This is a genomic window from Agrococcus lahaulensis DSM 17612, from assembly GCF_000425105.1.
Lineage (GTDB): Bacteria > Actinomycetota > Actinomycetes > Actinomycetales > Microbacteriaceae > Agrococcus > Agrococcus lahaulensis.
This window is the reverse complement of record NZ_AULD01000018.1, coordinates 1-13,977: the sequence shown is the minus strand read 5'-3', so window position 1 is coordinate 13,977 and position 13,977 is coordinate 1. Positions and strand designations below refer to the sequence as shown.

The following is a 13,977-nucleotide window of genomic DNA, read 5'->3' as shown; positions in this document are numbered from 1 at the left end:
GCGGAGCACCATGGCGGCATGAGCGACTTCAAGGTCGGCGACCACGTCAGCTGGAACTCCGAGGCGGGCCGCGTGCGCGGCACGATCACGAAGGTGCACAAGAGCGACTTCGAGTTCATGGGGCGCACGCGGCGCGCGTCGAGCGACGAGCCGCAGTACGAGGTCAAGAGCGACAAGACCGACCACCTCGCCGCGCACAAGGGCTCGGCGCTGCGCAAGCTGCAGAGCTGAGCGCGACGCGCCTGCCGCATCACGCGAAGCGGACCCCTTCTCGGCAGCGGGACCCGAGATCTCGGGTCCGGCTGCCGAGACCGGGTCCGTGTCGCGTGACGGACTTGGGGCGGGCGCGGCCGGCCGTCAGAGCCGCGGAGCGACGACGAGCGCGACGATCGCGGGGAGTGCATCGGTGGACTTCCTCGAGACGTGACTCCGGCTGGGGACCGGTGCGCTCATTGTCACCCATCCGCCGCGCATCCGGGTAGCGCGCCGGGCAGCCGACCCGCGCGGCTACGGCGCCACGACCCTGCGCACGAAGGCCCGCGGGCGCATGATCAAGCGGCCGTGCCATGCCGGCCCGAGGTCGAGCAGATCCGCGTCGCTCGTGACGATGATCAAGGCATCGACGACCGGATCGCGAGCCAACGAGACGATCGCGTTGTCCTCGAAGTCACGCACGCCGTGGTCGCGCGGTGTCGGCTCGATGACCCCGCCGCCCGAGAACTCGCACATCTCGACGACCGCCGCGCAGAAGTCCTCGATCGTCGCTTCGGTGTGGCCGGTGAGGCGCATGACGCGGGCCACGTTGCGCAGGATGTGGGGCGAGCAGTACAGGCGGAAGCGCGCGGAGAAGGCCAGTGCGACCGCATCGGCGGATGCGTTGTCCGTCGTGGGCGGGACGTCGGGCAGCAGGGGCCAGCTGCCATCGTCACCGAGGATGTAGTCGAGGTAGACGTTGACGTCGAAGACGACCGCGGTCGCCCCGTCGATCACGACGCCGCAGACTCGCGGATCATGTCGAGCACCTCGTCGGCTGAGTAGCGGCGCCCGCCGCGCTCTTCTCTCGCCCGGCCGCGGATCGCGTGCAGGCGCTCGAGGCGAAGCCTGCCCTGGAACTCGCGCACCGCCAGTCGGAGGAACTCGCTGCGATTGCCGTTGCCGAAGTGCTCCACCACCTCGTCGAGCGCAGGGCGCAGATCGTCGGAGACCGCGATGCCTACCGTCTTCGCTACCATGCCGACCTCCCGTTGCCTACGCCTAAGCAACGTCCATGATACGCCGCGCGAGCGGGCGCGGCAAGGGACGCGGTGCCGCGCCCGCAATGGAGCTCCGTCACTGTGCGGTCTGCCGACCTCAAGAGCAGCAGAGTGCCGACACTCTGCTGCCCCGGAACCGCAGAGTGCCGACACTCTGCTGTTTCGGGGCCGCAGAGCAGCAGAGTTCCGGCACTCTGCGGCACGGCCGCCGGGCGAGGGGCGGCTACGCGGTCGGGGCGACGCCGCGGTCCGCGTCGCGGTCGCGCAGGGTCGCCGGCAGCACGATGTGCGCGTCGGGGATCATGCCGGGGGTCACGCGCTTGCGGAACACCCAGTAGCTCCACGCCTGGTAGCCGAGGATGATCGGCAGGCTCACCGCCGTGATGACCGTCATGACGCCGAGCGTGTACGGGCTGCTCGACGCGTTCATGAGCGTCAGGTCGAACGCCGGGTCGATCGTCGAGGGCAGCACCTTCGGGAAGACGCCCGCGAAGATCGCCGCGACTCCGAAGAGCCCGAACGCCGCGTAGCCCGTGAACGCGAGTCCCTCGCGCCGCGCCCGCGCCTGCACCCAGCCCCACGCGCCGCCGACCACCGCGAGCAGCACGAGCGCCCACGACAGCGGGTTGCCGCCGTGCTCGAGCTGCACCCAGACGGCCCAGATCGCCGCGGGCACGAGGCACGCGGGTGACCACCGCTCGGCGAACACCGCCGCGCGTGACCGCACCGACCCATCCGCCTTGAGCGCCAGGAACGTCGAGCCGTGCGCGAGCGAGAAGCCCACGACCGCGAGGCCGCCGACGATCGCCGGCCAGCCGAACCACACGAACGGGCCGCCGACGCGGTCGCCGTTGCCGTCGATCGGCAGCCCGAGCGTCGTGAGCGCGAGCATCGCGCCGACGCAGAAGGCGGCGATGAGCGAGCCGACGCCGATGCCGGCCGTCCACGCCGAGCGCCACCGCTGCGTGTGCACCTTGCCGCGCCACTCGATCGACACGGCGCGCAGGATGAGCCCGACGAGCGCGAGCGTGAGCGGCACGTAGAGCGTCGAGAAGAGGGATGCGTACCACTCCGGGAAGGCGGCGAACGTGCCGGCGCCGGCGGTGATGAGCCACACCTCGTTGCCGTCCCACACGGGTCCGATGGTGTTGAGCATGACGCGGCGCTCGCGCTCGTCGCGCGAGGCGAACAGCATGCGCATGCCGACGCCGAGGTCGAAGCCCTCGAGCAGCAGGTAGCCGATCCAGAGCACGGCGATGAGCACGAACCAGGTGATGGCGAGCGGTTCCATGGCGGATGCCTCCAGTGCGGTCGGGCGGATCAGTTGCGGATGCGGTCAGTAGGCGAAGGCGAGCACGTCGTCCCGCTCGCCGTCAGGTCGGTCGCCCGGGTCGTCGCCGCGGTCGTGCCGCGGCGCGAGCTCGGGCATGGCGCTCGCGACCCCGCCGCGCACGTACTTCACGAGCAGGAAGATCTCGACCACCATGAGCACCGCGTAGACGGCGGTGAGCGTGATGACGGAGAAGAGCAGCTCGCCGATCGTGACGCCGGGCGAGACGGCCGCGGCAGTGAACATGAACACCCCGTCGATGCCCGAGGGGTCGGGGTTCGGCGCGACGACGAACGGCTGGCGGCCGATCTCGGTGAAGATCCAGCCGGCGATGTTGCCGGCGAACGGCGCGAGGATCCCGAGGATCGCGAGCCGCATGATCCACGGCGACGTCGGCACGGTGCCGCGGCGCGTGAGCCACAGCGCGACGAGCGCGCCGAAGGCCGTGATGCCGCCGAGCCCGATCATGAGCCGGAAGCCCCAGTAGGTGACCCACATCGGCGGCACGTAGTTCACCTCGGTGCCGGCGAACGAGCCGTAGAGCTCGTCGTCGGGGATCGTCTCGCCGTACTGGTTCACGTACTGCGGCTCGAGGTCGGTGATGCCGGGCATGTCGGCGCCCCACTCGCCGGTGCCGAGGAAGCCGAGCACGCCGGGGATCTCGATGAGCGTGACGACGTCGCGGCAATCCGTCGTGCCGGGGTCGCCGATCGAGAGCACCGAGAACGACGAGCCGGTGTGGCACGCGGCCTCGGCCGAGGCCATCTTCATCGGCTGCTGCTCGTACATGAGCTTGCCCTGCCAGTCGCCCGTGAGCGCGGTGCCGCCGAAGGCGACGATCGCGACGACCGCGCCGGCGCGCAGCGACCAGAGCCAGACCCCGTGGTCGGTGCGGTCGCGGCCCGGCACCGACGCGGCCTCGCCGACGATCACGCGACCCGACGCATCCGCCCGGTCGATGCCGTCGTGGCGCCGCCGCCAGAGGTGGTACCAGGAGATGCCGATGAGGAACATGCCGGCGACGATGAGCGCGCCGAAGATCGTGTGGGTGAAGGCGGCGATCGCGGTGTTGTTCGTCAGCACCGCCCAGATGTCGGTCATGACGGGGCGCCCCTCGGCGGTCATCTCCACGCCGACGGGGTGCTGCATCCACGAGTTCGCGACGATGATGAAGTAGGCCGAGAGCCACGAGCCGATCACCGCGCACCACAGCGCCGCGAGGTGCAGGCCCTTGCGCAGGCGCCCCCAGCCGAAGATCCAGATGCCGAGGAACGTCGACTCGGCGAAGAACGCGAGCAGCCCCTCGAGCGCGAGCGGGGCGCCGAAGACGTCGCCGACGAAGCGCGAGTACTCGCTCCACGCCATGCCGAACTGGAACTCCTGCACGAGGCCGGTGGCCACGCCGAGGATGAAGTTGATGAGGTAGAGCTTCCCCCAGAACTTCACCATGCGCAGGAACTTCTCGTCGCCGGTGCGCACCCAGATCGACTGCATGACGGCGATGGCCATGCCGAGCCCGAGCGTGAGCGGCACGAGCATGAAGTGGTAGACCGTCGTGATGCCGAACTGCCACCGGGCGATGTCGAGCGCTTCCACGCCGACCCTCCTTCGCTGCGCTGAGTTCTACGCCGCGTAGAACCACTTCTACACAGCATAGAAGAAGTTCGACTCGTTGTAGAATCGGATTCACGACGGATGCGTCACACTGGCCCGGGAGGCACGATGCGCAAGAACATGCCCGCGCTCGGCGAGCTCGAGCGCGTCGTGATGGACGCCGTCTGGGACTCGCCGGAGGCCCTCTCGGCGTACGACGTCCAGCAGCAGCTCGAGGCCGCCGGCCGCCCGCTCGCGGCGACGACGCTGCTGACGGTGCTCTCGCGGCTCGAGAAGAAGGGCTTCGTCGCCTCCGACCGCACGGTGCGGCCCTACCGCTACTCGCCGGTCGCCTCACGCGCCGACCACGTCGCCGAGCTCATGCACGAGGTGCTGGGCGAGTCGCGCGACCGGATGGCCGTGCTCGAGCGCTTCGTCGGCTCGGTCTCGGAAGAGGACGCCGCCGTGCTGCGCAAGCTCCTCCGCGGCGACGGCTGAGCGGATCGCGCTCGTGCCCGTGCCGCTGATCGCCGCTGCCGCGGTGCCGGGCGGAGCGCTCGTGATCCCGCACGGCGCGATCGTGTGGGGCGCGGCGATGCTGTGGCTCGTCGCGCTCATGCTCGCGTGGCCCGTGCCTGTGTGGCTCTCGCGCGCGGCGTGGCCGATGCGCGCGCCCGTCATCGCGCTGCTCGTGTGGCAAGCGGTCGGCCTCGCGGGAGGGCTGTCGATGATCGGCGCGCTCGCGCTCACGGGCTTCGCGATCGCGCCGGGGCAGCCGTGGCTCGCGGCGATCCCGGCGGCGGTCTTCACGATCTACCTGCTCTCGCACCTCGCCGTGACGATCGTGCAGGTCACCGCGCAGCGGCGCCGGCACCTGCAGCTGCTCGACATGCTCTCGTCGCCCCACCCGACGCGGGCGCGCACGCGCGTGCTCGACGACGCGGTGCCCGTCGCCTACTGCCTGCCGCGCGGCGCCGGCTCGGTGACGGTGCTCTCGCAAGGGCTGCTCGACCGGCTCGACGCCGATGAGCTCGTCGCGGTGATCGCGCACGAGCGCGCGCACGTCGAGCAGCGGCACGACCTGCTGCTGCTCGCGTTCCGCGCCTGGCGCTCGGCGCTGCCGTGGTTCCCGGTCGCGGCGCTCGCCGACGCGGAGGTCGCCGCGCTCGTCGAGATGCTCGCCGACGACCACGCGCGCCGCGAGGTGCGCGACGAGGTGCTCGCGCGCGCGATCCTGCAGGTCGGCGCGAGCGGCGTGCCGGGGGCCGAGGTCGACGCGGCGGGGTCGTCGCGGGGGAGCGACCGCTTCAAGCGGCTCGTCGCGTAGGGCGCTCGCAGGCGCCCGGCTGTCGGCGAGCCCGCCCGCGCATCCGTGTGCACGCTCTTGCGGCTTCGCCGCACCCCAGACCGCAAGTCGGTGCACATGGCCGCCGCTCGCGACCCGCCTCGGCCATTGATGTGCACGCTGTTGCGGCTTCGACGCGCTGCAGACCGCAAGTCGGTGCACATGGCCGCGGCTCGAGACCCGCCTCGGCCATCGATGTGCACGCACTTGCGGCGTTGAGGCCGCGCCGACCGCGGCACCGTGCAGATCGTTGCCACGCGCGCGTCAGTGGAGGCGCAGCACCGTGTCGTCGGAGGAGCGGTCGTCGTGGCGGTGCGAGACGAGCACGACGACGCGCTCGGCGGTCGCCTAGCGCACGTCGGCCACGGATGCGTCGGCTGCCGAGGCTAGGGCGGCTGCGCTCGGCAGGGTGGCACCGAATGGTCGCTTGGCGTGCGCGTCATGCGACAAATCGGTACCGCCCATCCGCTTGGGTAGTACCGAAGTGCCGCTCGGAGCGACGGCAGGCGACAATTCGGTACCTCGGTATCGCGGCACGTTGTCGGGCGCACGTGCATCGCGCGAACAGCACTGACACCAACCGAGGCAAAATACGCGCACTAAACGCGCAGAAGAGGCGTAGAATAAGCGAACGACGGCGAGGGGGTCAGGATGAACATCAAGGCCACACACCGGTCGACGGCGGCCCGAGCGGCAGCTGTCACGGCGCAGGAGGCGGCGGGCTTCCTCGCGGAGCACCTCGGGCGACAATTGCTGGCGATCACCGTCGGCGCTGACCCGAGCAGCATCGATCGCTGGGCGAGGGGCACGTCGAAGCCGCAGCTCGCCCCAGAGCGACGACTCCTCGCCGCCTACGCCGTCTGGCAGGTCGTCGCGGAGGTCGAGGCGCCGGCGACCGTCCGCGCTTGGTTCATGGGCATGAACCCGCAGCTGGACGATCTGTCGCCTGCCGAGGCCATTGCGGACGATCGGTCGCGCGACGCCATCGCGGCGGCCCGAGCGTTCGTGCAATACGGCTGATGCTCAGCGCCCGCGCTTGGTGAAGTCGCCGCGCTCAGGCGCCTGCTCCAGACGCGCGGGGCTTAGCGCTTCCCCAATTGTCCCCCAGGGTGGTGCTCTTGAGGCTTACGTTGCTGTCATGACAGACACCGCGACGACTCCCGTCCTCGAATTCACCTCGCACATCGCAGGCAAGAACGCGAAAGTGCGGGTCTACCGCGATCGAATCGAATGGGACCGCAAGAGCCTGCTCGGCACGGGAGGCAAGGCGGTGCTCGCCGCAGGAACAGCGGGGCTCTCCTACTTCGCCACGGGCGTGACGGGGAAGCGGGATACCGAGATGATCCCCATCAAGTCGATCTCGTCGATCACGACGAAGAAGGGCGTGCTGAACACCCTGATGACGTTCATCACGACCGGGAACACCATCGAGATGAACGTGTCGCACTCTGAGGCCGTGAAGGTCAAGGATCTGGTCCAGACGCTGATGCTCACGGGCGATGCTCCGGCGCAGGCGCCCGAACTACCTACGGCGGACGCCAGGCAGGCCGCTGCTGCGCCCACGGACATCACCGTTGAACTGCAGAAGTTCGCCGCGCTGCGCGATCAAGGCGTCATCACCAGCGAGGACTTCGAGGCCAAGAAGCGGCAGCTGCTCGGACTCTGATCGACGCGGTCGGTCGATCGACCGGGCTTGTTGAGCGGCGCGCCTACGTGAGCGCGACGATCTCGTCGGCCGGGAGGCGGTCGTCGTGGCGGTGCGAGACGAGCACGACGACGCGGTCGGCCGTCGCTTCGCGGACGTCGGCCATCATCGCCGCGGCGGTCGGCGCGTCGAGGTGCGCGGTGGGCTCATCGAGCAGGATGACGTCGGCGCGGGTCAGCAGCGCCCGCGCGACGGCGAGCCGCTGGCGCTCGCCGCCCGAGAGCGCCGAGCCGCCCGCGCCGACGCGCGTGTCGAGGCCTTCGCCGAGCGAGCTCACGAGGCGCGCGAGCCCCGCCTGCTCGAGCGCCGCCCGCATCGCGGCGTCGTCGGGCGCATCGTCGCGCGTGCGGGCGAGCAGCAGGTTGCCGCGCAGCGTCGAGTCGAAGACGTAGGCGTCCTGCGGGCACCAGCTGACGCGCGAGCGCCACGCGCGCTCGTCGAGCTCGGTGAGCGGCACGCCGCCCGCCGCGCTCGCAGCCGCGTATAGGGCGTGTCGCTCCGAAGGGTCCGCCATGTCAGCGACTCGCCCTATATCTGCCGAGGGGGAGGCGACAGAGGCGGAGGTAGAGCCGGCGGCGCGCACCGCGCCGCCCTCCGCCGGCAGCGCCCCCATGATCGCCGAGAGCAGCGTCGACTTGCCCGAGCCCGAGGGGCCGTCGAGCACGAGCCACCGGCCCCGCTCCGCGCGTCCCGACACGTCGGCGACCGCGGGCTGCGGCATGCCGGGGTAGCGCACGCTCACCTGGTCGAGCGAGACGGCGCCGACGGGCGAGGGCGGCTCGGCGTCGCCCCACTCCGGCTGCGGCGCCGGCCGCAGCACGGGCGCGAGCCGCGCGAGCACCGCCCGCAGCGCCGGCACGCGGTGCGCGGCCGCCACGAGGTCGCCGAGCGGCTCGAGCAGCGCGAGCGTGAGCAGGGCGATGACGGATGCGGCCTCGGCCGTCAGCGTCGGAGCCAGCACGGGCACGAGGCACGCGAGCGCCGCCAGCGCGGCGGTCACGACGGCGGAGCCGAGGCCCGCGGCCCACGCGCCGCGCCGCTCGGCGGTCGAGAGCTCAGCGCTCGCGTCGTCGAGCTGCGCGAGCGCCGCGCCCTCGACGCCGTTCCCGCGCAGGTCCGGCGCGGCGGCGGCGAGCGCTGCGGTGCCGCGCACGATCCGCGACCTGGCGCCGACGCGAGCGGCGGCAGCGCCGCGCTCCGACCAGATCGCGAGCGCCGACGCCACGAGCGTCGCGATCACGAGCGTCGTCACGACGATCCACGTGAGCTGCGGCGCGATGAAGGCCGTCGTCACGCCGGTGCCGGCGATGACGAGCACGCCGACCGCGAGGGGAGGCAGCACCCGCGGCAGCTGGTCGCGCAGCTCGTCGGCGAGCGTCACGAGGTAGTCGAGCGGCGCGCCGCCCTCGAGCAGCCGCCGGGAGCCCGCGCCGCGCGCCGCGATCGACCGCCAGAGCCGCACGCGCAGCAGGTCGACGACCTTGAAGGCGGCGTCGTGCGTCAGGAGGCGCTCGGCGTAGCGGCCGACCGAGCGGAAGATGCCGAACGCGCGCACACCCACGATCGCGAGCAGCAGCATCATGATGTGCTCCTCGATGCTCGCCCGCACGATGAGCCAGCCCGAGACGGCCGTGAGCGCGAGACCCATCGAGACGGCGATGACCGCCATCGCGATCGAGCCGGCCCAGGATGCGAAGTGGGGGCGGAGGAGGGAGCGGATCGTGAGACGCCAGCCTCCTCCGTTGGTCGAGTAGCTCGGCGCGCCCCCTTCGTTGGTCGAGTAGCCCGGCGCGCGGAGCGCGTCGGGCGTATCGAGACCGCCTGCAGCGGGAGCAGGGGCTTCGAGACGGGTGCGGACTGCGTCCGCGCCCTCCTCAGCCAGCGGAGGAGGGACAGGCAGCGGGGCGGCACCGACCGGCACGGTCATCGTCGCGAGCGCCGTCGTCTCGGGCTCGTGGCTCGCGAGCACGACGATGGCGCGGTCGGCGCGGCGCAGGATCGCCGCGCGCACGCGATCGGCCGAGGCGCGGTCGAGGTGCGCGGTCGGCTCGTCGAGCACGAGCAGCCGAGCGCCGGCGTCGACGCGCGCGAGGGCGCGGGCGACGGCGAGGCGCCGCTGCTCACCGGGGCTGAGCTCCGCGACGGCCGCGTCGGCGACGTGACCCAGCCCCAGCTCGTCGAGCGCGGCGAGCGGATCGGCGCCGTAGAGCGCCAGCTCGGCGCGGGGCGAGCCGGCGAACGCGCGAGGTGCCTGCGGGGCCCAGCCCACCGCATCCGCCCCCACGCCGTGCACGCGGCCGGTGACGACGGCGTCGGCGGGCAGCGCTCCCGCGAGCGCGCCGAGGAGGGTCGACTTGCCGGCGCCCGAGGGTCCGGCGATCGAGACGACGCCGGTGAGCTCGGCGCTGATGCCCGCGAGGGTCGGCGCGTCGCGGCCGGCGTACTGCACCGCGAGCGCCTCGAGGCGGATAGGGCCGGAGCCGGATGCGCCACGCACGTCGGCGGGCGCAGGCCGCTCGAGGATCGCCTGCGAGCGGTCGAGCGCCGAGAGCCCGTCTTGCGAGGCGTGGAAGGCGGTGCCGACCTGCCGGAGCGCCGCGTAGGCCTCGGGCGCGAGGATGAGCGCGACGAGGGCGGGCTCGAGCTCCATCGTGCCGTTCAGGAGCCGCAGGCCGAGGAAGACGGCGACGATCGCGACAGAGATGGTCGCGACGAGCTCGAGCGCGAGCGCCGAGAGGAAGGCCCAGCGGAGGGTCTCCTGCGTGCGCTCGCGGTAGCGGCCCTGCAGCTGCTCGAGCGCCTTCGCCTGCTCGTCGACGCGGCCGAGGCCGACGAGCACCGGGAGCCCGCGCGCGAGCTCGGCGAGGTGGTCGGCGAGCCGGGTGAGCGCCGTGAGCGCCTCGTCGGTGCGCTGCTGCGTGTGGCGGCCGATGAGGATCATGAAGAAGGGGATGAGCGGGATCGTCACGACGATGATGGCGGCGCTCAGCCAGTCGGCGCCGAGCACGCGCATCCCGACGAGCAGCGGCACGACCGCGGCCGCGATCGTCGCCGGCAGCGATTGCACGTAGTAGTCGTCGAGGTCGTCGAGCCCGTCGGCGGCGAGCACGGCGGTGCCGCCGCCCGCGGCGTCGCCCGCCGCGATCTGCCGCCACAGCCTGCCGCGGATGCGCTGCTTCACCGAGGTCGCGATGCGCCGCGCGACGACCGACGTCGCCCACTCGGCGCCCGCGCGGAGCAGCGCGCCGGCGATGCCGAGCACGACGATGAGCCGCGTGGTCTCGGCGGCGAGGTCGCCCGCGGCGAGCGCGCCGATGCCGCGCGCGATCGCCTCGGCGACGAGCACGAGGCCGGCGGCGCGGAGGGCCGCGAGCAGCCCGAGCAGGTAGACGGGCCCCTTCGGCACCGGCCCGAGCGCGGGCGGGCGGAACCGGGGGGCGGATGCGCTCCGCTCTGCCTCGAGGACCCACGGGTCGACGCTCGGGGCCGATGTATCGTCGGCCACAGCATCGTTGGTCGAGAGTTCGCGATCCGTCGATGCGGCGATGTCAGATTCCGCGGGGGTCACCACCCCAGGATCTCACCGCTCGCTATGCGCCGTCCCGGCCGAGGTTCCGCTGGGCGCGCAGGTACGCGTCGAGCTCGAACCCTTCGCCGACGGCGACCGCCTGCACCGCGACTGCTCGCCTCGTTCGGGGTCGAGCGGTACACGAGTCGGTAGTTCGGCTTCTGGTTGCGAGGATCCTCGTCGAAGTACAGCTTGCGGCAGTCCGAGAGGTCACCGGTCGCCACTCGACGATCGAGCGGCATGCCGTGAAGCTCGCCGTTCGCGACGCTCGCCGACAGCTCCATCGCTCGTTTCCGCAACGCGAGCGTCGGGAGGTCGTAGACGTCCTGTTGAAACCCAGGAGCCGCGACGAGCTTGAGCGCCACTACCGCGGCAGTGCCACGCCGAGCTTCGTGGCGAGCTCATCGAGCGACTCCGTCTCGCCGCTCGCCAGACGTGCTCGCGCGATCCGCGCGATCTCGAGATCCTCGAGCAGCGGCACGATCTCTCTGTACAGATCGAACGGGATGATGGCCGCCTCTGGGCGACGGTGCGCTCCGAAGATCAGCGGTGCGGCGCCCGCCCCTCGCTCGCGGAACCGACGCACCACGTCACCGAGCTCTTCTCGAGCCTCGCGGCTCGTCCTGACGATCTGAGCCTCGTATTTCGACATGCTTGGATCGTACCGACGGTGTGCCCGAATGCGTACACCTTTGCGCACGCGTCTCCTGGTCGCGGCATCGTACGGAGACGGGACGCGAGGGCGCCGGGAAAGTCAAGCCGGTGCTGCGGTGCCCGCATGCGCGTGAGGGTGAACATCGATGCGGAGGTGCTTGCGGATGCGAAGAGGCGCGCCGCACGCGAGCGCCGATCCCTCGGTTCCGTGGTGGGTGAGGCGCTCCGTCGACTGCTCAGCGAGACCGATGAGGCCAGCATCGCTGCGACGAAGCTGCCCGACTTTGCCTATCGCGGAACGCTCCGGGACGGCGTCGATCTGTACGACAAGGCGGCGCTGGGCGAATTGCTCGGCGATTCGCATCGCTGACTTGGCGTCGACGTGCCGCACCGAGCGGAGGCGGCTGTACACGGCGCTGCAGGGCCACGAGGTCGACGGGCTGAGCGAGCGTGGCTTCAGCCGGTACGGGGCGAAGACGCTCGATCCCACCGCCGGCTGACGGGCGTCTGCGTCAGCGCCGCTCCGGCACCTCGAGCCGGCTCCGTCGGCTGACGACCATCACGGCGACGGCCGCACCCGCGATCGCGGCAGTCGTGAAGGTCGCGGCCGCATGGTTCGCGACCTCGGCCGCGCCGCCGGGCGCGAGCGCGTAGAGCGCCGAGACGATGCCGATGCCGACGGCGGTGCCGGTGCGCTGCGCGGCGGTGATGAGCGCCGAGGCGATGCCGGCGTCGCGCGGCTCGGTCTGCACGTACGCCGCGTTGGTGTTGGGGCCGACGAAGAGGCCGACGCCGACGCCGATCGCGAGCAGCGGCGCGGCCATGACCGGCAGCGTTACCGCCGTGGGCGGGAGCGCGGCGAGCAGCGCGCCGACCGCGACGAGGCTCACCGCGATGAGCGCGAGGCCGAAGGTGACGGTGCGCACCCCGAAGCGACGGCTCACCCGCTGCGAGGCGAGCGCGCCGGCCACCGAGCCGAGGGCGAAGGGGGTGACGACGACGCCCGCCTCGAGCGGCGCGTTGCCGAGCGCGTCGATCCAGAGCAGCGCGAGCATGAGGAACGAGGCGGTGAAGCTCGCGAAGCCGAGGAAGGTCGTGACGATGCCGATCGGCAGCGCCCGCTGCTGGAAGAGCCGCAGCGGCACGATCGCGAAGCGCTCCCGGCGCTCCCGTGCCCGCTCCCACAGCGCGAAGGCCGCGAGCAGCGCGAGCCCGGCGGCGAGCACGCCGAGGTTCGCCGCGCTCACGCCGCTGCCGAGGGCGAAGGGCAGCACGAGCGCGGTGATGCCGACGCTGAACAGCAGCAGCCCGAGCGGGTCGCGGCCGCGCACGCCGAGCGGGGTGCCGCGCGGGATGACGAGCGCCGCCGCGATCGCCGCGACGACCCCGAAGGGCACGTTGACCCAGAAGACGAGGTGCCAGCCCGACTCGCCGCCGACCTCGAGCAGCAGCCCGCCGAGCATCGGCCCGACGGCGCTCGCGGCGCCGAAGACGGCGCCCATGATCGCGAAGGGCCGCGCGCGCTCCCGCCCCGAGTAGAGCAGCTGGATGAGCGCGTTGAGCGGCGTGAGCACGAGGCCGCCCGCGATGCCCGAGAGCACGCGGCCGAGGATGAGCTGCGTCGGGTCGGGCGCGAGCGCGCACCACGCGCTCGCGAGGGTGAAGACCGCGACGCCGACGATGAAGACGCGCTTGTGGCCGTAGCGATCGCCGAGCCGCCCGGCGGGTAGCAGCACTACCGCGAAGGCGATCGTGTAGGACGTGAGGATGAGCGTCTGCTCGACCGGCCCGGCGCCGAGGCTCTCGCGGATCGACGGCAGTGCCACGTTGATGCTCGTGACGCTCATGAGCGTGAGGGCGGTCGGCAGCAGCAGCACGGTGAGCGCGAGCCAGCGGCGCTTCGGCTGCGCGTGCGCGCCGTCCTCCCGCGAGGTGGCAGGCGGGTCGGGCAGTCGCGTCATGGAAGCCTCCTCCAGGTCGGAGGCCCGCGCGGTGCTGAGCAATTCTCCGACCAGCGTGTGATCGTGAACTGCCGCGGCATAGGGGCTCGGCCCCGGGTCGAGCAGCGGGCGAATCCCGGTCCTTGCGGATCGTGCCCAAGCAGACCAGCTGGGCAGCCTCGCGACTTCTCGGCTCGCCTCACTCTAGGGACGCCGGGTGCCGAGCCGCAACGGCGGGGGAGCGAGGCAGATGCGTCGGGTCGTCGCGCACGGATGTCTAGGGCGCGCGATTCCGTTGAAGGGTCAGGAGCCAGTGAACCGTCCCCGGTTCTCTGCCGCTCCTATGCGGGTGCCAGCACCGGGTGTGATGGCGTTTCGAGGTCAGCGTAGTACGCGGCCTCGAACTCCTCGGGAGGGACGTCGCCGAGGGTGGAATGCAGGCGCCTGGCGTTGTACCAGTCGACCCATTCAGCGGTGACCCATTCGACGTCCTCCAGCTGCTTGAGCGGACCGGTCCGGAAGGGCGAGTCGTCGCGAATCGCTTCGGTCTTGAACAGCCCGATCGTCGACTCGGCGAGGGCATTGTCAT

At 71.9% G+C, this 13,977-nt stretch carries 15 protein-coding genes; 7 read left to right on the top strand and 8 right to left on the bottom strand.

What is annotated here, in order from left to right:
- The first annotated feature begins 18 nt into the window (after positions 1 to 18).
- Positions 19 to 231: a hypervirulence associated TUDOR domain-containing protein gene (locus H508_RS0109210; protein WP_026373845.1), complete on the top strand. Its 213-nt coding sequence runs from the start codon at positions 19 to 21 to the stop codon at positions 229 to 231.
- A 276-nt stretch (positions 232 to 507) separates the two neighbouring features.
- Here H508_RS0109210 and H508_RS0109205 read toward each other — a convergent pair whose 3' ends face one another.
- From H508_RS0109205 to H508_RS0109190, 4 genes are all read right to left on the bottom strand, one after another.
- On the bottom strand, positions 508 to 990 hold the full coding sequence (locus H508_RS0109205) for a PIN domain-containing protein (RefSeq protein WP_026373844.1): 483 nt from the start codon (positions 988 to 990) through the stop codon (positions 508 to 510).
- Positions 987 to 1,232: a ribbon-helix-helix domain-containing protein gene (locus H508_RS0109200; protein WP_026373843.1), complete on the bottom strand. Its 246-nt coding sequence runs from the start codon at positions 1,230 to 1,232 to the stop codon at positions 987 to 989. Before H508_RS0109200 ends, H508_RS0109205 begins: the two co-directional genes overlap by 4 nt.
- Positions 1,233 to 1,476: 244 nt before the next feature.
- Positions 1,477 to 2,544, bottom strand: a complete 1,068-nt coding sequence (gene cydB / locus H508_RS15560; RefSeq protein WP_051223130.1) for a cytochrome d ubiquinol oxidase subunit II — start codon at positions 2,542 to 2,544, stop codon at positions 1,477 to 1,479.
- Between the two features lie 45 nt (positions 2,545 to 2,589).
- Positions 2,590 to 4,179, bottom strand: a complete 1,590-nt coding sequence (locus H508_RS0109190) for a cytochrome ubiquinol oxidase subunit I (RefSeq protein ID WP_026373842.1) — start codon at positions 4,177 to 4,179, stop codon at positions 2,590 to 2,592.
- 138 nt (positions 4,180 to 4,317) lie between these two features.
- Between H508_RS0109190 and H508_RS0109185 the strand changes: the two genes are divergently transcribed.
- The 4 genes from H508_RS0109185 (at position 4,318) to H508_RS0109170 (ending at position 7,187) form a co-directional block, all read left to right on the top strand.
- Positions 4,318 to 4,674, top strand: coding sequence for a BlaI/MecI/CopY family transcriptional regulator (locus H508_RS0109185; RefSeq protein ID WP_026373841.1), 357 nt, complete (start codon positions 4,318 to 4,320; stop codon positions 4,672 to 4,674).
- Between the two features lie 13 nt (positions 4,675 to 4,687).
- Positions 4,688 to 5,503, top strand: a complete 816-nt coding sequence (locus H508_RS15555) for a M56 family metallopeptidase (RefSeq protein ID WP_051223128.1) — start codon at positions 4,688 to 4,690, stop codon at positions 5,501 to 5,503.
- 669 nt (positions 5,504 to 6,172) lie between these two features.
- Positions 6,173 to 6,541: a hypothetical protein gene (locus H508_RS0109175; protein WP_026373840.1), complete on the top strand. Its 369-nt coding sequence runs from the start codon at positions 6,173 to 6,175 to the stop codon at positions 6,539 to 6,541.
- A gap of 118 nt (positions 6,542 to 6,659) precedes the next feature.
- On the top strand, positions 6,660 to 7,187 hold the full coding sequence (locus H508_RS0109170; protein ID WP_026373839.1) for an SHOCT domain-containing protein: 528 nt from the start codon (positions 6,660 to 6,662) through the stop codon (positions 7,185 to 7,187).
- A gap of 43 nt (positions 7,188 to 7,230) precedes the next feature.
- On the opposite strand, the gene H508_RS15550 is transcribed toward H508_RS0109170, so the two are convergent.
- Both H508_RS15550 and H508_RS0109155 read right to left on the bottom strand, forming a co-directional pair.
- The gene (locus tag H508_RS15550; RefSeq protein WP_169514170.1) at positions 7,231 to 10,731 is read right to left on the bottom strand and encodes an ABC transporter ATP-binding protein/permease; all 3,501 of its coding nucleotides are present in this window, start codon (positions 10,729 to 10,731) and stop codon (positions 7,231 to 7,233) included.
- A 427-nt stretch (positions 10,732 to 11,158) separates the two neighbouring features.
- A complete protein-coding gene (locus tag H508_RS0109155; RefSeq protein WP_156906045.1) occupies positions 11,159 to 11,494 on the bottom strand; it encodes a hypothetical protein in 336 nt (111 codons plus the stop codon).
- Between the two features lie 78 nt (positions 11,495 to 11,572).
- Here H508_RS0109155 and H508_RS0109150 point away from each other — a divergent pair, with 78 nt between their 5' ends.
- Positions 11,573 to 11,818, top strand: coding sequence for a hypothetical protein (locus H508_RS0109150; RefSeq protein WP_026373837.1), 246 nt, complete (start codon positions 11,573 to 11,575; stop codon positions 11,816 to 11,818).
- Position 11,819: 1 nt separating this feature from the next.
- Entirely contained in the window at positions 11,820 to 11,948 is a 129-nt protein-coding gene (locus tag H508_RS17925; RefSeq protein WP_281168375.1) for a hypothetical protein, read from the top strand.
- A 12-nt stretch (positions 11,949 to 11,960) separates the two neighbouring features.
- On the opposite strand, the gene H508_RS0109140 is transcribed toward H508_RS17925, so the two are convergent.
- The gene (locus H508_RS0109140) at positions 11,961 to 13,409 is read right to left on the bottom strand and encodes an MFS transporter (protein WP_026373836.1); all 1,449 of its coding nucleotides are present in this window, start codon (positions 13,407 to 13,409) and stop codon (positions 11,961 to 11,963) included.
- Positions 13,410 to 13,729: 320 nt separating this feature from the next.
- The coding region (locus H508_RS15545; protein WP_035254666.1) for an integrase core domain-containing protein at positions 13,730 to 13,977 on the bottom strand (248 nt) is incomplete at its 5' end.

Bases quoted from the DNA above. Each gene is read 5' to 3' on its own strand.
- H508_RS0109210 (WP_026373845.1), top strand. From the start codon at position 19: ATGAGCGACTTCAAGGTCGGCGACCACGTCAGCTGGAACTCCGAGGCG.
- H508_RS0109175 (WP_026373840.1), top strand. From the start codon at position 6,173: ATGAACATCAAGGCCACACACCGGTCGACGGCGGCCCGAGCGGCAGCT.
- H508_RS0109200 (WP_026373843.1), bottom strand. From the start codon at position 1,232: ATGGTAGCGAAGACGGTAGGCATCGCGGTCTCCGACGATCTGCGCCCT.
- H508_RS0109170 (WP_026373839.1), top strand. From the start codon at position 6,660: ATGACAGACACCGCGACGACTCCCGTCCTCGAATTCACCTCGCACATC.
- H508_RS0109185 (WP_026373841.1), top strand. From the start codon at position 4,318: ATGCCCGCGCTCGGCGAGCTCGAGCGCGTCGTGATGGACGCCGTCTGG.
- cydB (WP_051223130.1), bottom strand. From the start codon at position 2,544: ATGGAACCGCTCGCCATCACCTGGTTCGTGCTCATCGCCGTGCTCTGG.
- H508_RS0109140 (WP_026373836.1), bottom strand. From the start codon at position 13,409: ATGACGCGACTGCCCGACCCGCCTGCCACCTCGCGGGAGGACGGCGCG.
- H508_RS0109150 (WP_026373837.1), top strand. From the start codon at position 11,573: ATGCGCGTGAGGGTGAACATCGATGCGGAGGTGCTTGCGGATGCGAAG.